Here is a 19,905-nt window from a genome sequence, read left to right on the forward strand (position 1 = left end):
CGCCTGGCGGGGTCAGATGGGGCATGGGGGCAAGTTCGAATCCTGTGGCGGTCTGGGGTGTGGCGGTCTGCGGCCTGTTGCTGCTCGGCGCCGCGCCGGCTCCCAGGGTGGTCAACGCCGACTGGCTGGAAAAGCCGAGCGGTGAGGCGGTCGGCCGGGTCTATCCAGACGCGGCGCTGCGGCGCGGCGAGAACGGCCGGGTGGTCATCAGCTGCACCGCCAGGGTCGATGGAACCCTGGGCGACTGCCAGCTGGTGTCGGAGGATCCGCCCGGTTTCGGCTTCGGCAAGGCGGCCATGTCGCTGACCGGCGGGATGCGGATGCGGCCCCGGACCGTCAACGGCGAGCCGGTGAACAGCCCGGTGCGCATTCCCCTGGCCTTCACGGCCAGTCAGGGACCGAGCACAGCGGGGATCGCCTGGGAGGATCGCCTGACCTGCGTCGGCGAGGTGCTCGATGACGTCGAGGGCCGCGCCATCGCCTGGCCGCCCGGCCAGGAGACCGACTGGTACGGCCTCTATGTCACGGCCGGGTTGCGCGAGCAGAACCTGTCGGCCGACGCGCTGCTGCGACAGTTGCAGGGCCGGCTGGCCAGCGCCGCCAGGCAACGGCGGCCGGCGGTGCGGTCGCCGGGCCTGGTGGTCTGTCGCCGTCTGCTCGAGGAGGGCGGCCGATGAGGCGGGCGGCGGTCATCGCCCTGGCGATGCTGGCGCTGAGCGCCTGCGGCAAGCCCCCGTCCGGTCCGCCGACGGCCGGCTCGACCGAGGACTGCCTGGCCTGGGCCATGGCCGAGCACGCCGCCGCGCCGGAGCTGTTCCAGAACCGCTACCGTCTCGGTGAGTTGCTCAAGGATCATTTCGAGGCCGGTCGCATGGCCGGGCAGCGGCCCGCGGCCATCATCGCCCGGCAGCGGGAGCTGCTGCGGTTCAGCAAGAACCGGCCGGCGCGGGACGACGACTATGAAACCCGGCCCCATTGCCTGGAGCGGTTCACCCTTCCCGAACCGGTGGAGCCGGCGCCGGAAACGGAAAACGCCCGCCGGTAAGGGCGGGCGTCTCCAGACTTCAAACGTGAAGGCCGATCAGGCGGCGACCACGGCGTCCTGCGGATCGCGCAGCACATAGCCGCGGCCCCAGACGGTTTCGATGTGGTGCTGGCCGCCGCTGGCCGTGGCCAGTTTCTTGCGCAGCTTGCAGATGAAAACGTCGATGATCTTCAGCTCCGGCTCGTCCATGCCGCCGTAGAGGTGGTTGAGGAACATCTCCTTGGTCAGGGTCGTGCCCTTGCGCAGGGAGAGCAGCTCCAGCATCTGGTATTCCTTGCCGGTCAGGTGGACGCGGCTGCCGGCCACTTCGACCGTCTTGGCGTCCAGGTTGACCGCGATCTCGCCGGTGTTGATGACCGCCTGGGCGTGGCCCTTGGAGCGACGGACCACCGCATGGATGCGGGCGACCATCTCGTCCTTGTGGAAGGGCTTGGTCATGTAGTCGTCGGCGCCGCCGCCGAGCGTCTTGACCTTGGTGTCGATCTCGGCCGAACCCGAGAGGATCATGATCGGGGTGTTGATCTTGCCGTTGCGCAGGGTGCGCAGGACATCCATGCCGCTCATGTCGGGCAGGTTGAGGTCCAGCAGGATGAGGTCGTAGTCGTAGATCTTGCCCAGATCGACGCCTTCCTCGCCCAGGTCCGTCGTGTAGACGTTGAACCCTTCGGACTTGAGCATGAGTTCGATCGTTTGCGCCGTGGCGCTGTCGTCCTCGATCAGCAGAACCCGCATCAAATTTCTCCCCGCGCCCAGCGGCCCGTAAAAATCTTGCACCGGGCGGAATCCGCCGCCCTTGCCCGCCGTTAACTTCCGGCGAGGTCGGTTTAAGACTGGTTAATGGTGAACGGCCCGTTGGAAAGAATCGTTAAGCTGATTTGCGAATCGGGGGCAACCGGGTGATTCCGCAACACGACTCAGACCGGGGATGACTCTTTCGTGATGGGCCGTTCGAGGGTCTCAAAACCCTTGTGGCACGGCGGTTGGGCGAGGTTGTGGCGCCAAAGACTCACGAACCGGCCGCGTCGCTTTGACTCAATTGGGCCGGCGACCGGATGTCGCGGGAAAAATTAAGGGGTCAGGCCGCCGGCTTGGGAAACACGCCGGCCCGCCAGAGGGAGGAAGCCGGGCTCTTGCCGATCTTCTCGCCGATCCAGCCGGCGGTTTCGATCAGGCCGTTAAGATCGAGGCCGGTTTCGAAGCCGGCGCGCTCCAGCATGTAGACGAGATCCTCGGTGCCGATGTTGCCGGTGGCGTTAGGGGCGAAGGGGCAGCCGCCGAGGCCGCCGACCGAGGCGTCCAGCACATCGACCCCGGCCTCGACGCCGGCGAAGGCGTTGGCCAGGCCGGTGTTGCGGGTGTCGTGGAAGTGCAGGCGCAGCTTGGTGTCGCCGACGACGTGGCGGACGGCCTCGACGCGCTTCTTCACCGTCCAGGGGTCGGCGACTCCGATCGTGTCGGCCAGGGCAATCTCGTCGACGCCGAGCGCCGCGCCGGCCCGGGCGATGGAGACGACGGTGTCGAGCGCCACCTCGCCCTCGAAGGGGCAGCCGAAGGCGACCGAGATGGTCAGGCTGATGGGCGGGCCGCCGCTCGCGTTCTTGCTGGCGACGATGGCCGAGAGGGTGTCGACCTGCTGGGAGACGTTGGCGGCCTGGTTGCGGATGCCGAACTCGTCGCTGGCGCAGACCACGACGTTGGCCTCGTCGCAGGCGGCGGCGACGCAGCGGTCCCAGCCGCGCTCGTTGAGCACCAGGCCGATCCGCGAGCGCCGGGCGTCGGCGGGCAGGGCGGCCATGATCTCCTCGGCGCCGGCCATCTGAGGCACGCGCTTGGGATTGACGAAGCTGACCACCTCTTGGCGTCTGACGCCGCAGGCTTCCAGCCGGGTGATCAGCTCGACCTTGTCGGCGACTTCGAGAATGGCCTTCTCGTTCTGCAGCCCGTCGCGGGCGCCGACTTCGACGATCTCGATCAGGCGGCTCATTGGTCTTCGTCCTTCAAAGCGTCACTGTTTTTCGGCGCGGCCAGTTCGCGGGAGGCGGGGGTGGCGGCGGCCGGCTGGCGGGCCAGGTCGGTCGCCCTGGGCAGGCCCCGATAGATGGTCAGGTCCATCTCGTCACCCTTGGCGTAGTTGAAGCCCTTCAGCCGGGTGATCGGATCGACCGGCACGCCGCGCGCCTGCATCAGCGCCAGGAATTCCTTCTGCTCCCGCTGTTCGACGATGGCGGGGCGGCCCTCAGCCAGGGCCCGCACGGCATCGGCGGGGCCGCCGAGGCCGGTGCGGGTGCCGAGCGCGAAGACCAGGCTGGGCTCGGAATAGCCGGCCGTCTCGATGGGGCCGGGGGTGCGGCCCACCTGCGGATCGAGGCCGGTGCGCTTCAGGGCCATGGCCAGGCGCGGGGCCAGCCACAGGGGCTCCAGCCGGGGCATCAGCTGGCCGACCAGCAGGGCGTGGCCGAGGGCGGCGACGACGCCGACGGCCAGCACCGTCCGCAGGTTGCCCTGCCGGTAGATCATCACCCCGGCGACGACGGCGACGGCGAGGAAGACGGCGGCGGTCAGGATGGTCCAGACCAGGTCCGGGGCGTCGCCAAATTCGCTCATGCCGTAGATGGCGACGGCGGCGAGGAGGAGGCTGGCCAGGCTGAGCAGGGCGACCCCGGCGATGCGGCTCCAGAGCTGCGGCGCGGCCATGACGGCGGCGGCGATCAGCCAGTAGGCGGCCGCATGGGCCGGCAGGGTGTAGTGGGGCAGCTTGGTCGGCAGGATCTCGAACAGCAGCCAGGTGGGGATCAGCCAGCAGAGGGCGAAGCGGACGCCCGGCTCGCTGCGCTGCTTCCAGGCCAGCATGACGGCGGCGGGGGCCAGCAGGATCCACGGGAACATCGTTAGGATCGACGCCATCACATGGTAGCCGATCGGCCCGCCGTGCCGCTCGTGGCCGCCGACCAGCTTGGGGGCCAGGTCGCCGCCGATGGCCGAGCCCCAGAAGGCCCCGTCGGTCGAGACGGTGATGGCCAGGGCCCAGGGTCCGCAGATGGCCAGGATCAGCACCAGCCCCCAGCCCCAGCCGATGTCCTTCATCCAGCGAGCCTGGCGGTCGGAGGCCCAGAGGGCGGCGAGGGTCAGCAGCAGGACCATCAGCACGACGGGCCCCTTGACCAGAATGCCTATGGCGATGGCGACCCAGAGGACCAGCTTGGTGGGTCGCCCCAGCGGGGGGGCGCCGGCCCGGTGGGCGGCGTACATCCGGGCCAGCGCCGCCAGGGCGACGGTGGTGCAGGCGGCCAGCACCGAGTCGGTCTTGGCGATGAAGGCCTCGGTGCTGAGCAGGAAGCCCGAGCCGAACATGGCCCCGGCCAGCATGGCGGTGCGGTCGTTCCAGAAGGCGCGGGCCCCCCAGGCGCAAGCCAGGGCGGCCAGCATGGCCCCCAGCAGCGAGGGCAGGCGGTAGGGCCAGATGTCGCGGTTCTCGACGTCGGAGAACAGGGCGACGCTGGCCGCCTGCATCCAGTGGATGCCGACCGGCTTCTTGTCGCGGGTGCGGTCCTGGAAGTTGATGGCGACGTAGTCGTCGCTCTCCAGCATCTGGGCCGTGGCCTGGCTGAAGCGGGCCTCGTCGCGGTCGATGGGCGGCATGGCCATCAGGCCGGGCAGGCCGCACAGCAAGGCGATGAAGGCCGCGACCAGCGGGCCGCGCCAGCCCTTGGCCAGCATGTCCAGACGGGATTCGAGGCTCATGGATGGGTTGATAGCATTGGCGATTGTTCCTGACCTACTGTCTTCCCGTGGCGCGGGGCGGGTGAAAATGGGGATTCTCCCTTCCCCTCGAGGGGGAAGGGCCGGGGATGGGGTGTTCGCGCCGGCCCGAAAGCGAAGGTGAAAGAGGGCGCCGACGCCTCTCGCGCCCTTCCGGCGGCATCGCGCGAACACCCCCACCCAACCCTCCCCCCTCGAGGGGGAGGGCTTTGATCGCGCTCTACGGGATGGGAACCGATTTCCACTTCCGTCAAACCCGCTCTATTAGGGGCCTATGAGCACCCCTGACTATTCGATCGTCGTGCCCGTCTATGACGAAGGCGAGGCCGCCCCGTTGCTGGCCCGGGAAATCGCCGCCGCGTTCGGCGACCGGTCCTACGAGCTGATCTTCGTCAATGACGCCAGCAAGGACGACACCCAGGCCCGGCTGACGGCGCTGAAGGGCGAGATCCCGCAGCTGCGGGTGCTGGCCCACCGCAAGAACAGCGGCCAGAGCCGGGCCATCCGTTCGGGCATCCTGGAAGCCAGGGCCCCGATCATTGTCACCCTCGACGGCGACGGTCAGAACGACCCGGCCGACGCGCCGCGTCTGGCCGAGCGGCTGAAGGCCTCGCCCAAAGAGCTGGCCCTGGTCGGCGGCGAGCGGGTCAAGCGGCAGGACAGTGAGGCCAAGCGCTGGGCCAGCCGCTGGGCCAACCGTATCCGCCGGCGGCTGCTCAACGACAATTGCAATGACACCGGCTGCGGGCTGAAGGCCTTCCGGCGCGAGGCGTTTCTGCGGCTCCCCTATTTCGATCACATCCACCGCTACCTGCCGGCCCTGATGCTGCGCGAGGGCTATGAGGTGGCGTTCGAGCCGGTCAACCATCGCCACCGCGAGACGGGGGTCTCGAAATACAACAACTGGGGCCGGCTGAAGGCCTCGGTCAGCGACCTGCTGGGCGTCATGTGGCTCAATACCCGGGCGCGCAATCCGCTGGGCGTCGACGAGGTCTAGGGACGCTTCGGGGCGGTTTGTTCGGCCGAAGCGATTATAGCACGGACGGCGGCCGGCTGAGCGGGCTGTTTTCGTGTTTTTTCAACCACTTGAGACCTGCTCGAAAGTGGTGCGAAACCGTCCGGAAGGTCGTCCCGGACCCTCCTCTGGACCTACCCGAACCCCTATCGAACCCATGACCGCGGGCAGGACGAGGGATCGCCAGGCGCGTCGGATGGGGCGGCGAGGCCGTTTGGCCGATGAATATGTCTAGACATATGCCCTGAGGGCCGGGCTTGACCTTGATCTACAAATGTAGCCTCATTGATTTAAGCCTGTAGTCTGGAGGTCTTCCCATGCGCGCCGCCATCCTCATCCTGCCCCTCGTCCTGCTGGCCGCCTGCGACGGCAAGGCGGCGGGGGAGCGCTACAAGGCGCGGGCGGCGGCGATCGATCCGCCGAAGCTGTGGTCGGTCGAGGTCGTTCCGGCCCAGGCCGGGGTGGCGCCGGTCAAGGTCTGCGCCGACAGCCGCATCCATGAGGGCCTGGCGCGGCCGGCGGTGACGGCGGGCGGCGCGGGCTGCCGGCCGATCGGCCAGGAGGTGGTCTCCGGCGGCGCCCGCATCCAGCGCTGCGAGCTGAACGGCGAGACCTGGGTGACGACGGCGGCGGTCAGCGGCGACCTGGCCCGCGACTTCACCTCGGTGCAGTCGGCCGAGCCGGTGAGTGGTGCGGGGGGATACAGCCAGACGCGTCGCTACCGGCTGATCGGCGACTGCCCGAAGGACTGGAACGTCGGCGACAGCACCGACCAGCAGGGCAACCATGTGAAGGGGCAGTCGGGGTTGCTGGCGCTGATCGGCGGGTAGCGGGCCGCGCGGGGAACCAAGACGGCGCGGCGGGCTTACCCCCCCTTTGGCGCGCCCGCCCGCGCGCCGCGCGCAGCAGAGCCTCCATGCCTCCCTTCCCAGACGACCGGGCCGTCCGCCAGGCCCTCGCCGCCTATCAGTCGCCCGACCCCCGACGAAGCGTCTGGGAGCTGTGGATCACCGCCCTGCCGCTGGCCATCCTGTGGGTGGCGGCGGCGAACGGCGTCGCCCACGGCCATTGGTGGACCCTGCTGCTGGCCCTGCCGGCCGGGGCCTTCCTGGTGCGGCTGTTCCTGATCCAGCACGACTGTGGCCACCGCGCCTGGTTCGCTTCTCCCGCCGCCAACGACTGGACCGGCCGGCTGATCGGCGTGCTGACCGTGACGCCTTACGACTACTGGCGGCGCACCCACGCCATCCACCACGCCACCTCCGGCAACCTGGACCGGCGCTCGCTGGGCGGGGTCGAGACCCTGACGGTCGAGGAATACCGCGCCCTGCCGCCGCCGCGCCGCGCCGCCTATCGCTTCTACCGAAACCCGCTGGTCATCCTGGGCCTCGGCCCCGCCTATCTGTTCGCCCTGCAGCACCGCATCCCGGTCGGGCTGATGAAGGACCCCGCCGCCTGGCGCAGCGTGCTCGGCAACAATCTCGGGCTGGCGGCGCTGATCGGCTGCGAGATCGCCCTGACCGGCTCGCCCCTGGCCTTGGTGGCTCACCTGGCCATCGTCGTGGTGGCGGCCACCATCGGGGTCGGGCTGTTCTATGTGCAGCACCAGTTCGAGGACGCTTCCTGGCGGCGCCAGTCCGACTGGACGGCGCTCGACGCCGCCCTGCACGGCAGCTCCCACCTGACGATGCCGGCCCCCCTGCGCTGGCTGACCGCCAACATCGGGGCGCACCACATCCACCACGCGGCCAGCAGGATCCCCTTCTATCGCCTGCCGGACGTCCTGCGCGACCATCCGACCCTGAGCGGGCGGCGGGTGGACCTGAGCGGGGCGTGGCGGGCGCTGCGGCTGGCGCTGTGGGACGAGGGGGAAGGGCGGCTGGTGGGGTTTGCCGGGGTGCGGGGCGGCAGGAGCGGCTGAGCCGTCGCCGACGTCACGGTCAGAGACCCCTAGCGGATCGTCTCTTTTTCCTTCGGCGCCGAGACCCGGCGGGGCCTGGCCTCGAATTTCGGCTTGGGCAGCAGCCGGAAGCGCGTCTCGCACCAGGCGAAGGCGACGCCGACGTCGAGCAGCGCATCGGACCGCCCGCACGGGCAGGCGAAACCCATGACCTCGATGACACGATAGGTCTCGCCCGCCACCAGGGGCACGGGCTCGCCCGTGACATGGTTGGGGGCGGCGTTGACGCACAGGACAAGATCGCCAGGGCCGACGGCGTCAGTCATGGGGGGTATCCATTCTTGCCAGGAAAGGTAATCCGTTTGCCGCCGGCTCGGCAAGGAAGTGGTCTCAGCGACACCCGCATCCAGTGCTGCGAGATGAACGACGAAGCCTAGGTAGCGCCGGCGGCTGTCTGTGAAGTCGAGTTGGCGCCATCGACAAGCGGCGACCCGCTAGTGCAATGGCGACTGATAGAACCATTGCTCGGTCAGATAACACCGGCTGCACGCATCGCCTCGATCACGGCCTCACCGAACAACTCCGTAAGGCGACCAAAGACCTCGACTTCGCTCAGCGCTTGGTCTTCTGCGAGTAGCAATTTGTTGGCGTTGACCACCGCTGTCGCGACAAGGGGCACGAGCCGCTCGCTGAGCGTCTCAAGCATTGGAATCGCTGCACTAACGCTCAGCGCATATGCCGAGAGCGCCGTCTCGACATCAGCGCTTTCCGCAATCTCTCCGAGAACGAGGGCGCAGTGCGCCAACCCAGGTAAGTAGGCAGCGGGGTTGTCGCGGGCGAGCTCTTGTTGGATGCTTACCGCGTGGCGCGCGGAGTCTACGGCATCCTTGCGGCCTCCGGTTTGCCTGAGGAAAATCGCGAGATTGGTCAAGCTTCTGGCTAGGTCAGGCAGATACGCCGCCGGGTTTGCGCGCGCGAATTCTTTGCGGATGTCGACTGCGCGGCGGGCGGGGTCCAAGGCACCCTGGCTGTCTCCGGTTTGGCTCAGGAGAATGGCGAGGTTGTGTAGGCTCCCGGCCAGGGCGGGAAGGTACGCGGCAGAGTTGGCGCGGGCGAGGTCCTCGCGAAGATCGACTGCGCGGCGGGCCGGCTCGAGGGCGCCCTGACTGTCGCCGGTCTCGCTGAGACGGTTGGCGAGGTTGTTCAGACTGATGGCCAAGTCGGGATTGTACGCGGCCGGGTTGGCGCGGGCGAGCTCTTCATAAATCTCGCCTGCGCGGCGGGCCGGGTCGAGAGCGCCTTGTTGGTCGCCAGTTTCGCTGAGGAAAACGGCGAAGTTGTCCAGGCTCGCAGCCAGGTGAGATAGATAGGCGGCGGGATTGGTGCGGGCGAGCTCTTCGAGGATATCCACGGCTCGGGCGGCGGGGCCGAGAGCGCCCTGATGGTCCCCGGCTTGGCTGAGGCGGCTAGCGAGGTTAGTCAAGCCCATGGCCAAGTCGGGGAGATGGGCGGCGGGGTTGGCGCGGGCGAGATTGTCCTGGATTTCAACTGCGCGGCGGGCGGGGTCGAGGGCACCTTCGCGATCTCCGGTCTGGCCGAGGAAAATAGCAAGGTTGCTCAGATTCCTGGCCAAGTCGGGGAGGTAGGCTGTGGGGTTACCTTGGACGAGCTCTTCGTGGAAATCGACAGCGCGTTGGGCGATGGCCAAGGCGCCTCGGCGATCGCCAAGCTCGCTGAGGCGGCCAGCCAGATTGAGCAGGCTCCTAGCTAAGGCTGGCAGGTACTCTGCGGGTTTGGCTTTAGCGAGTTTTTCGTAGATATCTACAGCGCGGCGGGCGGGGACGATCGCGCCTTGGCGATCGCCGGTCTCGCCTAGAAAAACGGCAAGGTTGTTTAGGCTCGCGGCCAGATCGGGAAGATGGGCGCCGGGGTTAATTTGAGCGAGTTCTTGGTAGATATCGACGGCACGGCGAGCTGGATCTAGGGCGCCTTGGCAGTCGCCGGTCTCCCTGAGGCGGTTGGCAAGGGTGTCCAGACTGGCAGCAAGGGCGGATCGCTCGCCTTCTGTTGTGGGCTTAGCCAACAGCGCCAAGGCCTGTCGCGCTACCGCCAGCGCTAGGTTCGCAAGAGGAAGAGAAAAGCTAGGTAAAGTCGCTTGAAGCCGCGTCACGGCCTCGGTGCCAAGGGCCGGAACCATCGCCTCGATCGCGCTCACGGCCCGGGCGCTCACCTCGCGGACTCCGGGCTCATGCTCGCGTCGATCGGCGCGGGCGAGGACGGCAAACAGGCTAGCCGGGTCACTAGAATACAGCGGTGGGCCAGCCAAAGCGGAACGGAGGGTGGCGGTGACTAGTTCGCCGTGGGCGTCCTCCGCCAGAGCCCGCATAGCAACGTGCTCGCCGAGGAGGTCGGGTTCGACACTGCGTAGCCAACGCTGATCGCGGACGCGCAGACCGTAGAGGCGCTCGGCCGCAGCGACCGTGTCTTCCCGTTCTCGTGGTGAGTCCCGCGTCGTCCGCGGATCGGCCTCGGTCAACGCCAAAGCCCCGGCGTGGGTTGCTGATTGTATGAGGGTAAGTTGGGTGACGAGGCGGTGAAGCCTCACGACGCGGGGATCGTTGCCGTTTGGCGCTCTCAGGTGACGTATCCAGTGTCGGCGCTCCTCCAGATACATCTGCTCAAGCACGCTTGTGCCGCTCCTGAGCTCGCCGCAGGCGGCCAGGAAAGCGGCCATGGCGACCATGAGCGGGCGATCAAGGTCGCGGCCAGCCAAGGCGGCGGTCGGGTCGGCAAGCGGCGCGGCAAGCCCAAGCCGGTCCAGCTCGTGGGTGAAGCTGGCCTGGGCGCGGTCAAAGAGCGCAGCCTGCTCCTCCGGCGTGAGAGGGTCCTCAATCGTTCGATGCGGCTCAACTTCGAACACCGCAGCGATCTCGGGTTCGTTGCGAAGATCGGACCACCAACCTTCCGACGAACGGGCCAGCGCGACTATGCGAATCCGTCCTTCCCGAACCTGGTCAGCGGCGCCACACGCCTCCTTCAACAGTTGCTGCTGGCCTTCCGCGTAGTCGAGGACGATGCAGACCCCGTCGCAATCATCCGCTCGCATGAGATCCGCCAGAGCGCCTGCGGCCATACGCCCGGTGTTGCGTGGAGCAAGGAAGGTGCATCGCCAACCCTCCAAGTCGAGCTGGCGCAGCGCCTCGATGGTGAGGCGTGTCTTGCCCAGGCCGCCGGGCGCGACGTACAGACGGCCTCGGGCCTTTGGCCCTTCGGTCTGTCGGGCCCATGTCAGCAGGTCGGCTAGGATGTCGCCACGATCAAGATAGGGGACGACGCGGTAGCGCGCGATCACCAACTGGGTGGGCAGCTCGCGAATCTGATCCTCGTGACCCTCGATGGCCATGACGCCCAAATTGTCCTGTATACCGTGCCAGTCGCGCTGGCTTTCGCGCAGGGCATAGGCGATGGCACCCTCTTGGCCCAGCCGCATGCCCGCGAGAATCTCCTCCCGGTCGATGCGGATACTCTTGAGCGCCTCCTGAATGTCGACCTGCCCTTCAAGCAGCCTGGCCAGGCCTTGCTGAGTCAGAATCGATTCGACGCGGGCGTTGGTCTTCACTTCCTCGGCCAAGATGCCGCGGAAGGCCGGCCACCAAGCGCCGCCGTGATCGGGGTCGCCCTGGCGGAAGATGGTCGCGAACCGGTCCCAGTCGCCGTATTGCCCGGCGGCGGCCTTGAGGTCTGCAAGAGCCCAATCTTCGGCCAGTTCGCGGAAAGCTGCGAGGCGTCTGGCAGCTGGCACCGCGTCGACCGGGTCAGGATGCGTGAAGACCCGCTGGATCTGGGTCTCGACCTCAAGCTGTTTTTCAGGGTCCGGAGCTGGTGGCGGCCTGTTCTTCAGCCCCTGGTTAATTAAGAGCGTTATCTTGCGCTCCAAGTCGTCCGGGGAATAGCCAGCGAATTTTCGCCAGTGCGGATGTGGCAGGCGCAGATACGCCCGGAGAGCCCCGCGCACGGCCAGGGCTTGCGCACGCCGGACTGCGCGGTGGACATCGCCGTTGCGAGGATTGTCGTCGCCAATAGCGTCCTGCACCGCCTTAACTGTTCGACAGAACATGCGGTCGCCCAAGCCCTGGAGCGGACCGGAGGCGGCCGTGGCCAGTTGCGCGCCAAGGAAGGCGGCGACAGTCAGTGTAATGGGTTCCGGCATAGCACCCCCTGCACCGTAGGTTGGCAGAGGAGCGGGTGAATGCCAAGGTTGCCTTCGGGTGTTGACTGTCTCCAAGACGAGCCGCCTTCACCCCCTCGCCAAAACGCGTTAACCCTTACGGCATCGCCGGCTGGGGGCCGGATGCGAGGAGAGAACTCATGTTTGCCGCGTTTCCGCTGCTGGCCATTCCGGTGGTCGTCTACAATCTGATCGTGCTGACCATGGGCGGGTTCGGGTCGCAGGACATCCAGATGCAGATGACCGGGCCGCTGTTCACCATCACCATGACCTCGGGCTCGCCCTGGTCGGTCAGCCTGTCGGACCTGTTGCTGGCCGGCAGCCTGGTGGTGCTGTTCATCGAGCTGTTGAAATCGACGACCAGTCGGCGGATCGCCATCATCAATCACTCGCTGTCGATGCTGCTGTTCATCATCTGTCTGGTGGAGTTCCTGCTGGCCCCGGCGTTCGCGACCTCCACCTTCTTCCTGATGACGGTGATGGTGCTGCTCGACGTTCTGGCCGGCTTCATCGTCACCATCGTCGCCGCCCGCCGGGATGTCGACTTCGGCGTGGGGAATGACGGGGTCTGATACGCGATACCCTGTCGGGATTGGCGTTCGGCTTCCTCCTCAGTTCCGCTCATCCCGGTGACTACCGGGATCCAGTTCATAGAGCGCGGTGACTGAAGAGCGTGCCCTTGGGCACGGCTGTGATCGGCGGAATGTGAACGGCGCCGTGCCTGAAGGCACGAGTCCCGGCCAGCGGCGCCCTACGAACTGGATCCCGGTAGTCACCGGGATGAGCGGTAGATGGGGTGGCGCGGGTGTCCTTGGAAACTACGTGAGGATCGTGAAGATCAGGGCGACGACGGCGACGTCCATGGCTTTGATCAGGATGCTGGTCACTTTGGGCTCCGGAACAGGGTTTATTCCGGGTTAAGCAAGACCGGCGCCAGTTGGCCCAAGCCTGTTGGAGGGCGCCTGTTTGGCCCTGTTCTTCGATGTCGAGTGGTACGAGGCGCGCCTGGCCGAGCGGGGGCTGTCGCGCGCCGTGCTGGCGGCGGTTTCCGGGATGAGCGAGGCCGAGCTGGGGCTGGTTTTCAAGGACCAGCGGGAGGTTTCGGCGGCCGAGGTGGCGGCGTTCGCCGAGCTGCTCGGGGTGTCGCCGGTGGAGGCGGCGGTGCGGGCGGGGGTGTCGACGCCCGTGCCGGGAACGGACCCCCTGGCAAGGATTGCCGAGCTGGAACGGCGGGTGGCGGCGTTGGAGGCGTTGGTGCGGCGCCATCCTCCCACGTAGCGCGCAGCGCGTACGGGGGAGGGGGACCGCCGCCGAAGGCGGTGGTGGAGGGGGCGAGTGACGGAGAGCCGTCCTCTTCGGCGCGACAGAGAAAAGTCACAGGCACCGGCGCACGGCCCTCGCCCCCTCCACCACGCTTCGCGCGGTCCCCCTCCCCCGTGAACGGGGGAGGATGTGAGCCGTCAGATCTCGGTTTTCTTGATCAGGCCCTTGGGTGGCCGGCGGTCGGCGGGGCCGCTGTATTCGGCTTCGAGGTAGGCGGAGCGGGCGGTTTCGACCGTGCCGGGCTGCTTCAAGCCGCGCTTGGCGCCGGGCTGGCCGAGGAGCTGGGCGGCGAAGGCGGCCTGGCCGTCAAGCGGGGGCGGGCTGGTGTGCTCGTGGGCGTGGACGCCCGAGGCCGGGACGGGGAGGGCGCCGCCGGTGGGCGGCGCGGCCGTTTGCGGCGCGGCGCGGTCCTCGCGCCGGCGGTCCTGCTGGCGGCGGTCTCCGTAAGGCCTGGTCGGGTCGAGCCGGTCGGTCATGGGCCCACAATGAGGCCCGGCCGGTTAAGATTTCGACGCCAGCTTGTCGATCTGGGCCCGCATGGCCTCGACCTGCTTCTTCAGCTCGGTGAGACTGTCTTCGTCGGCGGCGGCCGGGGCGGGGCCGGCGGCCGGCTCATCGGCGCGGCCGTAGGCGAAGGGCGAGAACATCTTCATGCCGCGTTCGAACAGGGCCATGTTCTGGCGCACCTGCTCGTCGAAGGCGGCCATGCCGGTGGCCTGGCCGAAGGGACCGCCGAACTGGGCGCGCATGCGCTCCTGCTGCTGGGCGAAGGTCTGCAGGCTCATTTCCAGATAGCTGGGCAGGAAGGCCTGCATCTGATTGCCGTAGAAGCCGATCAGCTGGCGCAGGAACTGGATGGGCAGCAGGTTCTTGCCGTCGCCGCGGTTTTCCTCGTCGAAGATGATCTGGGTCAGGACCGAGCGGGTGATGTCGTCGCCGGTCTTGGCGTCGAAGACCACGAAATCGACGCCCTCGCGGGTCATGTCGGCCAGATGTTCGAGGGTGACGTAGGAGCTGGAGGCGGTGTTGTAGAGGCGCCGGTTGGCGTACTTCTTGATGACCACCTTCTCGCCGGCCTCCCTGCCGGCGTCGGATTTTTCGGACATTTCGTTCCCGTATCTGTGCGGTTCAGGCCGCATATCTTGCGCTGCACTATCGCGTAGGCGAAGGCTTTCCGCCACCCTTGCTCGCATTTGCGAAAAAGCCAACCAAATCGCCGTGACCGGATGACTCCGCGGCGGGGGTTTGACATGGTGCGGTCGCACAAAATGCGGCGGCGCAGCATGAGGCCGCCCGAAACCGGGAGCCCTACCCATGAGCGACATCGTCATCGTCTCCGCCGCCCGCACCCCCGTTGGATCCTTCAACGGCGCCCTCTCCAGCCTGCCGGCCCACGAGCTGGGCAAGATCGCCATCCAGGCGGCGGTGGAACGGGCCGGGATCAGCGCCGCCGACGTCGACGAGGTGATCATGGGCCAGGTGCTGCAGGCCGGCGCGGGCCAGGGGCCGGCGCGGCAGGCGGCGGTCAACGCCGGCATTCCGGTCGAGAGCCCGGCCTGGAGCGTCAACCAGCTGTGCGGATCGGGTCTTCGGGCCGTGGCGCTGGCGGCGCAGCAGATCTCGTCGGGCGACGCCTCGATCGTGGTGGCCGGCGGCCAGGAGAGCATGAGCCAGAGCCCGCACGCGGCGCAGCTGCGCAACGGCACCAAGATGGGCGACCTCGGCATGGTCGACACCATGATCAAGGACGGGCTGATCGACGCCTTCCACGGCTATCACATGGGCCAGACGGCCGAGAACATCGCCGCCCGCTGGCAGATCACCCGCGCCGACCAGGACGACTTCGCGGTGGCGAGCCAGAACAAGGCGGAAGCGGCGCAGAAGGCCGGCAAGTTCGACGCCGAGATCGCGCCGGTGACGATCAAGGGCCGCAAGGGCGACACCATCGTCGACAAGGACGAGTACATCCGCCACGGGGCGACGCTGGAGAGCGTGTCCGGCCTGAAGCCCGCCTTCAACAAGGAGGGCTCGGTGACGGCGGCCAACGCTTCAGGCCTCAACGACGGGGCGGCGGCCCTGGTGCTGATGAGCGCCGATGAGGCGAAGAAGCGGGGCCTGAAGCCCCTGGCGCGGATCGCCAGCTGGGCTCACGCCGGCGTCGAGCCCGAGATCATGGGCACGGGTCCGATCCCGGCCATGAAGAAGGCGCTGGAGAAGGCGGGCTGGAAGGTCTCGGACCTCGATCTGGTCGAAAGCAACGAGGCCTTCGCGGCCCAGTCGCTGAGCGTGGTGCGGGAGCTGGGTCTCGATCCGGCCAAGACCAACGTCAACGGCGGCGCCATCGCCATCGGTCACCCGATCGGCGCGTCCGGCGCGCGCATCCTGACCACCCTGTTACACGAGATGCAGCGGTCCGGCGCCAAGAAGGGCGCGGCGACCCTGTGCGTCGGCGGCGGCATGGGCGTGGCCATGTGCCTGGAAGCGGTCTGAGCCTCTAAAACTTGCCGGGTTGGACAGCGGACGGTGGCGTTCTCGCCACCGCCTCGCCTAAGGTGGGTCCAGCGGGGAAGCAAAGAGGGAAGATCATGAGCAGGGTTGCATTCGTCACCGGCGGCACGCGCGGCATCGGCCGGGCCATTGTCGAGCGGCTGGTCGCCGACGGCATGAAGGTGGCGGCCGGCTACAGCGGCAACGAGGACGCGGCCAAGGCCTGCGCCGACGAGCTGGGCGTGATGGTGGTCAAGGGCAACGTCGGCAACTTCGACGACTGCAAGCGGGCCGCCGACGCGGTGGCCGCCGAGCTGGGCCCCATCGATGTGCTGATCAACAACGCCGGCATCACCCGCGACGGCTTCTTCCACAAGATGACCTATGAGCAGTGGTCGGAGGTGATCCGGGTCAACATGGACTCGGCCTTCAACATGACCCGCCAGGTGATCGACGGGATGCGCAACCAGGGCTGGGGCCGGGTGGTGAACATCTCTTCGATCAACGGCCAGAAGGGCCAGGTCGGGCAGACCAACTACAGCGCCGCCAAGGCCGGACTGATCGGCTTCACCAAGGCGCTGGCGCTCGAGAACGCCAAAAAGGGCATCACCGTCAATGTGATCTGCCCGGGCTACATCGACACCGAGATGGTCTCGGCGGTGCCGCAGAACGTGCTGGACGGCATCATCGCCGGCATCCCGGTCGGGCGCCTCGGCAAGGGCGAGGAGATCGCCGACATGGTCTCCTACCTGGCCGGCGAGCGGGCCGGCTTCGTGACCGGGGCGACGTTCACGCTGAATGGTGGGCAGTACCTGGCGGGCTAAGGGGCTGTGGCGGGGCGGCAACACCCTGCAGTGCCTTGATCGCCGCCCTTTCCCAGTCCAAGATTCGCCCCAGTCGGAGTGCAGATACCGGGGCATGGCCGTAAAGGGTGCGAGATATCCAGCCGCCGCATTGGCGCTGGCGGCGGTGATCGCCGGTGTGTCCGCGCCAGCGGTGTACGCCCAGACCAGGGGCGGTTCGCCTCTCGGTTCGCTCGGCGACATGCTGTTCCGCGGCAAGCCCGACAACCGGCCGGCCCCGCCGCCGGTGGCGCGCTACGTCTCCGAAAGCGGCCTGGCCTTCACCCTCGACCGCTCGACCGCCCAGCCGATGCTGCGCTTCGAGGGCAGCAACGAGATCTGGGTGCTGGAGCCGCATACCGGCGCGCGGGGCGACACCCTCTATAAGAACGATGCGGGCCGCGTGGTGCTGCGCGACACCAAGGTCGGCGGCATGATCCTCTATGCGCCGGACCGTCGCGAGGGGGCGGCGGCGGCGTTGTCGGGGGAATCGCGGCCGATCCGGCTGACGCCCGTCGATCCCAAGGCGCTGATCCGCCGGCTGATCGGGGCCAGCTCGGTGGTCAGCAAGGCGGCGCGGCGCCAGATCCCCTTCCAGGCCGAAGCCTCGACCGCCTCCTCGGCCCTGATCGCCGACGCCGCCCTGGTGGCGGCCGACGGACTGGTGCGGCTGTCGCGGACGGCCGAGGGCCAGGCGCAGCTGCGGCGGGTCAACCTGGTGTTCCTGACCGAGGGGCCGCGTCCGGGGGTGATCCTGCGCCAGGGGGTGCTGATCGTGGTGGTGACGCCGAGGCTGGGGATCAGCGGCCGACCGTCGTCGGAACGGATCGCCTTCGCCGCCACGCGCTAGACGCGGGCGCCCGCCACACCGAACCTTCGAAAAGTGTCCCGTGGGTAACACTTCACTCGAAATGAGGATCGATTTCGCTGTTGCGGGTCACTGAAGGCTAGGCGGCCGGCCGAAATGAGGACAGCTTGCGCCTCGTCCTTCGGGGGGAGGGCTAGTCCCTGGTCAGGCTCCCGAGCTCGGCAGCTCGATGCCTGGCCAGGGCGACCCACCGCAAAATCCCCATGGATCGTTGAAGTGTCAGGCCGCGTCGGCCTGTTTTTCCAGCGTCAGACCGGTCTGGGCGATGGCCTGGACCAGCTGGCCCAGCCGCAGGACAATCATGTAGGCGCCGCCCAGCAGGGCCGGCTGCTGCATGCGCTCGACCGTGCAGATGTAGCCGGACCCGGCCTTGACCACCCAGCCGCGCTCCAGGAACTCGACCAGACGGCGGCGGACGACCTCGTAGGGCAGGTTCAGCCGTTCGGCGATCTCGCGCGGTCGGGCCGGGCGGCGCAGGTCGTCGGGCGGCGGCGTATCGGCGCCGGCGTAGCGCGCGGCAAGCTCGGGGTCGTAGGTGATGCGTTCGGCGTTGGCCGACATGGCGGCGGCGAAGATCAGGGCGTTGAACATCGTCTCGTGCGGCTCGACGCCAGCCTCGAGGGTACGCAGGAAGTAGTTGTGGATCAGCCGGTGGGCGGCCAGCTGGGCCTGGCCCTGATCGACGGCGGGGACAGGCAGGTGGCCGCCATGGAAGACGGCCGGGTTGACGCCCAGCGCCGCCAGGTTGCCGAGCAGCAGGTGGAAGCCGTCGCAGACGCGGGCGGCTTCGGCCCTGGCCTGGGCCTCGGCGACCGGCGCGGCGATCGGCCGGCCGTCGGCGGCGGCGCTGCAGAGGCCGTGGTCCTCGAGGTCGCGAACCTTACGGCGGACGGTCTCGAACGGCAGGTTCAGCGAGCGGGCGAGGGCGCGGACGGGGATGCCGCGCGACGGATCGGCCGAGGCCTGGACCAGGGCGAGGAAGACGACCGCCCGGATGAAGTCGCCGTCGTGGCGGCCGGTCAGGAAGCCCATCTCATCGAGCAGATAGTCGGACGCGCAGCGGTAGATCAGCCGTTGCAGGCCCTTGCGGGCTTCGGGATCGGATCCCCAATCGGACATGGAAGGGTACGCCTCTCTGGAACTGACTGACCCGTTTCGAGGGTTTGCAGGCTAGGCGCGATCGCGCCTTCTGACGCTGCGACAACGCGTCCTAGGGCCGTCAGTCGGGCTCCCAGCCGGGCACGGCCATCTCGAAGCCGGAGAAGTCGAAACCTGGCGCGACCGTGCAGCCGACGAAGCTCCAGTCGCCGGTCGGGGCGGCGCTCTGCCAGACGCCGGCCGGGACGACGGCCTGGGGCTTCTCCCCCCGGGTCAGGTCATTGCCGAGCAGGACGGTGACGGCGGCCTCGCCCTCGCGGGCCAGCTTCAGAGCCAGCGGGGCGCCATCGTAGAAGTGCCAGACCTCGACGGCATCGACGCGGTGCCAGGCGCTCTCCTCGCCGGCCTGCAGCAGGAAGAAGATGGCGGTGGACCTGGCCCGGCCGTCGGGACCGGGCTCGTCGCGGAAGGTCTCCTTGAACCAGCCGCCCTCCGGATGGGGCGTCAGCTCCAGCAGGCTGATGATCTCGGCCGAGGTGATCTGGGGCGCGTCGGTCACCCCTTGAACGCGTCCTTGGCGGCGCGGACGGCGCCGAAGGCCTCGGCCGGGTCGGCGATGTCGGGGCGCAGGAGCGGCGCGCGCAGGAAGGGGTTGGTGGCCTTCTCCAGGGCGATGGTGGTCGGCACGGTCGGCTTGCCCTGTTCACGCAGGGCGAAGATGGCCTCGGCCCGGGTCTTCAAGGGCGCGCTGTCGTCGACCGACAGGGCGAAGCGGGCGTTGGCGGCGGTGTACTCGTGGGCGCAGTAGACGGTGGTGTCGTCCGGGAAGGCGGCTATGCGCTGCAGGCTGGCCCACATCTGGGCGGCGTCGCCCTCGAACAGCCGGCCGCATCCCAGCGCGAACAGGGTGTCGCCGACGAAGGCGATGTGGTCCTTGGCGTCGAAGTAGCTGATGTGGCCAAGCGTATGGCCGCCGGTGTCGATGACCTCGAACTCGGTCTCGCCGAGCATGAAGCTTTCGCCGGGCTGGATGACATGATCGGGCTCGGCGATGCGGGAGACCTCGGCCGGGCCGATGACGATGCAGCCGGTGGCGGCCTTGAGGGCGTTGTTGCCGCCGGCGTGGTCGGGGTGCCAGTGGGTGTTGAGGACGAAGTCGAGGCCCCAGCCGGCCTTGTCCAGCTCGGCCAGGATGGCGTCGGCGTCGGGGGTGTCGATGCAGGCGACCTGGCCGGTGGCGTCGTCGCGGACGAGGAAGCCGTAGTTGTCGGAGAGGCAGGGGAACTGCCGGACGGTCAGGGTCATGCCTTGGCCTCAAACTGCGATTCAAACCGGAGGCG

The 19,905-nt window shown here is 68.2% G+C and carries 20 protein-coding genes; 10 read left to right on the top strand and 10 right to left on the bottom strand.

What is annotated here, in order from left to right; genetic code table 11:
- The first annotated feature begins 23 nt into the window (after window positions 1-23).
- Both O5I81_RS05790 and O5I81_RS05795 read left to right on the top strand, forming a co-directional pair.
- Window positions 24-677, top strand: a complete 654-nt coding sequence (locus tag O5I81_RS05790; protein ID WP_271068004.1) for an energy transducer TonB — start codon at window positions 24-26, stop codon at window positions 675-677.
- Window positions 674-1,045 (top strand): hypothetical protein, encoded by a 372-nt coding sequence (locus O5I81_RS05795; protein WP_271068005.1) that lies wholly within the window; start codon window positions 674-676, stop codon window positions 1,043-1,045. The genes O5I81_RS05790 and O5I81_RS05795 overlap by 4 nt, the downstream gene beginning before the upstream one ends.
- A gap of 36 nt (window positions 1,046-1,081) precedes the next feature.
- Here O5I81_RS05795 and O5I81_RS05800 read toward each other — a convergent pair whose 3' ends face one another.
- From O5I81_RS05800 to O5I81_RS05810, 3 genes are all read right to left on the bottom strand, one after another.
- A complete protein-coding gene (locus O5I81_RS05800) occupies window positions 1,082-1,777 on the bottom strand; it encodes a response regulator transcription factor CtrA (protein WP_271068006.1) in 696 nt (231 codons plus the stop codon).
- Window positions 1,778-2,120: 343 nt separating this feature from the next.
- Window positions 2,121-3,029, bottom strand: coding sequence for a hydroxymethylglutaryl-CoA lyase (locus O5I81_RS05805; protein WP_271068007.1), 909 nt, complete (start codon window positions 3,027-3,029; stop codon window positions 2,121-2,123).
- Window positions 3,026-4,786 carry a glycosyltransferase family 39 protein gene (locus O5I81_RS05810; protein WP_271068008.1) on the bottom strand — a complete coding sequence of 587 codons (1,761 nt, stop codon included), beginning with the start codon at window positions 4,784-4,786 and terminating at the stop codon, window positions 3,026-3,028. The genes O5I81_RS05805 and O5I81_RS05810 overlap by 4 nt, the downstream gene beginning before the upstream one ends.
- Before the next feature lie 292 nt (window positions 4,787-5,078).
- Here O5I81_RS05810 and O5I81_RS05815 point away from each other — a divergent pair, with 292 nt between their 5' ends.
- The 3 genes from O5I81_RS05815 (at window position 5,079) to O5I81_RS05825 (ending at window position 7,740) form a co-directional block, all read left to right on the top strand.
- Window positions 5,079-5,801 carry a glycosyltransferase family 2 protein gene (locus O5I81_RS05815; RefSeq protein ID WP_271068009.1) on the top strand — a complete coding sequence of 241 codons (723 nt, stop codon included), beginning with the start codon at window positions 5,079-5,081 and terminating at the stop codon, window positions 5,799-5,801.
- Window positions 5,802-6,136: 335 nt separating this feature from the next.
- Window positions 6,137-6,649 (top strand): hypothetical protein, encoded by a 513-nt coding sequence (locus O5I81_RS05820; RefSeq protein WP_271068010.1) that lies wholly within the window; start codon window positions 6,137-6,139, stop codon window positions 6,647-6,649.
- 86 nt (window positions 6,650-6,735) lie between these two features.
- A complete protein-coding gene (locus O5I81_RS05825) occupies window positions 6,736-7,740 on the top strand; it encodes a fatty acid desaturase (RefSeq protein ID WP_271068011.1) in 1,005 nt (334 codons plus the stop codon).
- Between the two features lie 29 nt (window positions 7,741-7,769).
- Here O5I81_RS05825 and O5I81_RS05830 read toward each other — a convergent pair whose 3' ends face one another.
- Together O5I81_RS05830 and O5I81_RS05835 are read right to left on the bottom strand one after the other, a co-directional pair.
- Entirely contained in the window at window positions 7,770-8,045 is a 276-nt protein-coding gene (locus O5I81_RS05830) for a hypothetical protein (RefSeq protein WP_271068012.1), read from the bottom strand.
- A gap of 203 nt (window positions 8,046-8,248) precedes the next feature.
- Window positions 8,249-11,929: a tetratricopeptide repeat protein gene (locus tag O5I81_RS05835; RefSeq protein WP_271068013.1), complete on the bottom strand. Its 3,681-nt coding sequence runs from the start codon at window positions 11,927-11,929 to the stop codon at window positions 8,249-8,251.
- 158 nt (window positions 11,930-12,087) lie between these two features.
- On the opposite strand from O5I81_RS05835, the gene O5I81_RS05840 reads away from it, so the two are divergent.
- Together O5I81_RS05840 and O5I81_RS05845 are read left to right on the top strand one after the other, a co-directional pair.
- Entirely contained in the window at window positions 12,088-12,519 is a 432-nt protein-coding gene (locus O5I81_RS05840) for a hypothetical protein (protein WP_271068014.1), read from the top strand.
- 394 nt (window positions 12,520-12,913) lie between these two features.
- The gene (locus O5I81_RS05845) at window positions 12,914-13,225 is read left to right on the top strand and encodes a helix-turn-helix transcriptional regulator (protein ID WP_271068015.1); all 312 of its coding nucleotides are present in this window, start codon (window positions 12,914-12,916) and stop codon (window positions 13,223-13,225) included.
- 182 nt (window positions 13,226-13,407) lie between these two features.
- On the opposite strand, the gene O5I81_RS05850 is transcribed toward O5I81_RS05845, so the two are convergent.
- On the bottom strand, window positions 13,408-13,746 hold the full coding sequence (locus O5I81_RS05850; protein ID WP_271068016.1) for a hypothetical protein: 339 nt from the start codon (window positions 13,744-13,746) through the stop codon (window positions 13,408-13,410).
- Window positions 13,747-13,770: 24 nt separating this feature from the next.
- Window positions 13,771-14,376: a polyhydroxyalkanoate synthesis repressor PhaR gene (gene phaR, locus O5I81_RS05855; protein ID WP_271068017.1), complete on the bottom strand. Its 606-nt coding sequence runs from the start codon at window positions 14,374-14,376 to the stop codon at window positions 13,771-13,773.
- Window positions 14,377-14,584: 208 nt separating this feature from the next.
- Between phaR and O5I81_RS05860 the strand changes: the two genes are divergently transcribed.
- The 3 genes from O5I81_RS05860 (at window position 14,585) to O5I81_RS05870 (ending at window position 17,449) form a co-directional block, all read left to right on the top strand.
- On the top strand, window positions 14,585-15,760 hold the full coding sequence (locus tag O5I81_RS05860) for an acetyl-CoA C-acetyltransferase (protein ID WP_271068018.1): 1,176 nt from the start codon (window positions 14,585-14,587) through the stop codon (window positions 15,758-15,760).
- A 95-nt stretch (window positions 15,761-15,855) separates the two neighbouring features.
- Complete coding sequence (locus tag O5I81_RS05865; protein WP_271068019.1) at window positions 15,856-16,581, top strand: beta-ketoacyl-ACP reductase; 726 nt, start codon at window positions 15,856-15,858, stop codon at window positions 16,579-16,581.
- Between the two features lie 94 nt (window positions 16,582-16,675).
- Entirely contained in the window at window positions 16,676-17,449 is a 774-nt protein-coding gene (locus O5I81_RS05870; RefSeq protein ID WP_271068020.1) for a DUF4908 domain-containing protein, read from the top strand.
- A 237-nt stretch (window positions 17,450-17,686) separates the two neighbouring features.
- Here the strand turns inward: O5I81_RS05870 and O5I81_RS05875 are convergent, their stop codons facing one another.
- The 3 genes from O5I81_RS05875 to gloB all read right to left on the bottom strand — a co-directional run bounded on the left by O5I81_RS05875 (window position 17,687) and on the right by gloB (window position 19,870).
- Complete coding sequence (locus O5I81_RS05875; protein WP_271068021.1) at window positions 17,687-18,586, bottom strand: hypothetical protein; 900 nt, start codon at window positions 18,584-18,586, stop codon at window positions 17,687-17,689.
- Between the two features lie 100 nt (window positions 18,587-18,686).
- Window positions 18,687-19,124 carry a cupin domain-containing protein gene (locus tag O5I81_RS05880; RefSeq protein WP_271068022.1) on the bottom strand — a complete coding sequence of 146 codons (438 nt, stop codon included), beginning with the start codon at window positions 19,122-19,124 and terminating at the stop codon, window positions 18,687-18,689.
- Complete coding sequence (gloB, locus tag O5I81_RS05885; protein WP_271068023.1) at window positions 19,121-19,870, bottom strand: hydroxyacylglutathione hydrolase; 750 nt, start codon at window positions 19,868-19,870, stop codon at window positions 19,121-19,123. Before gloB ends, O5I81_RS05880 begins: the two co-directional genes overlap by 4 nt.
- Between the last annotated feature and the right edge of the window lie 35 nt (window positions 19,871-19,905).

Source organism: Caulobacter sp. NIBR1757 (assembly GCF_027912495.1).
Classification (GTDB): Bacteria; Pseudomonadota; Alphaproteobacteria; order Caulobacterales; family Caulobacteraceae; genus Caulobacter.

Bases quoted from the DNA above. Each gene is read 5' to 3' on its own strand.
- O5I81_RS05830 (WP_271068012.1), bottom strand. From the start codon at position 8,045: ATGACTGACGCCGTCGGCCCTGGCGATCTTGTCCTGTGCGTCAACGCC.
- O5I81_RS05800 (WP_271068006.1), bottom strand. From the start codon at position 1,777: ATGCGGGTTCTGCTGATCGAGGACGACAGCGCCACGGCGCAAACGATC.
- O5I81_RS05865 (WP_271068019.1), top strand. From the start codon at position 15,856: ATGAGCAGGGTTGCATTCGTCACCGGCGGCACGCGCGGCATCGGCCGG.
- O5I81_RS05835 (WP_271068013.1), bottom strand. From the start codon at position 11,929: ATGCCGGAACCCATTACACTGACTGTCGCCGCCTTCCTTGGCGCGCAA.
- O5I81_RS05820 (WP_271068010.1), top strand. From the start codon at position 6,137: ATGCGCGCCGCCATCCTCATCCTGCCCCTCGTCCTGCTGGCCGCCTGC.
- O5I81_RS05795 (WP_271068005.1), top strand. From the start codon at position 674: ATGAGGCGGGCGGCGGTCATCGCCCTGGCGATGCTGGCGCTGAGCGCC.
- O5I81_RS05825 (WP_271068011.1), top strand. From the start codon at position 6,736: ATGCCTCCCTTCCCAGACGACCGGGCCGTCCGCCAGGCCCTCGCCGCC.
- gloB (WP_271068023.1), bottom strand. From the start codon at position 19,870: ATGACCCTGACCGTCCGGCAGTTCCCCTGCCTCTCCGACAACTACGGC.
- O5I81_RS05860 (WP_271068018.1), top strand. From the start codon at position 14,585: ATGAGCGACATCGTCATCGTCTCCGCCGCCCGCACCCCCGTTGGATCC.
- O5I81_RS05805 (WP_271068007.1), bottom strand. From the start codon at position 3,029: ATGAGCCGCCTGATCGAGATCGTCGAAGTCGGCGCCCGCGACGGGCTG.
- O5I81_RS05790 (WP_271068004.1), top strand. From the start codon at position 24: ATGGGGGCAAGTTCGAATCCTGTGGCGGTCTGGGGTGTGGCGGTCTGC.
- phaR (WP_271068017.1), bottom strand. From the start codon at position 14,376: ATGTCCGAAAAATCCGACGCCGGCAGGGAGGCCGGCGAGAAGGTGGTC.
- O5I81_RS05875 (WP_271068021.1), bottom strand. From the start codon at position 18,586: ATGTCCGATTGGGGATCCGATCCCGAAGCCCGCAAGGGCCTGCAACGG.
- O5I81_RS05870 (WP_271068020.1), top strand. From the start codon at position 16,676: ATGGCCGTAAAGGGTGCGAGATATCCAGCCGCCGCATTGGCGCTGGCG.
- O5I81_RS05850 (WP_271068016.1), bottom strand. From the start codon at position 13,746: ATGACCGACCGGCTCGACCCGACCAGGCCTTACGGAGACCGCCGCCAG.
- O5I81_RS05840 (WP_271068014.1), top strand. From the start codon at position 12,088: ATGTTTGCCGCGTTTCCGCTGCTGGCCATTCCGGTGGTCGTCTACAAT.
- O5I81_RS05810 (WP_271068008.1), bottom strand. From the start codon at position 4,786: ATGAGCCTCGAATCCCGTCTGGACATGCTGGCCAAGGGCTGGCGCGGC.
- O5I81_RS05815 (WP_271068009.1), top strand. From the start codon at position 5,079: ATGAGCACCCCTGACTATTCGATCGTCGTGCCCGTCTATGACGAAGGC.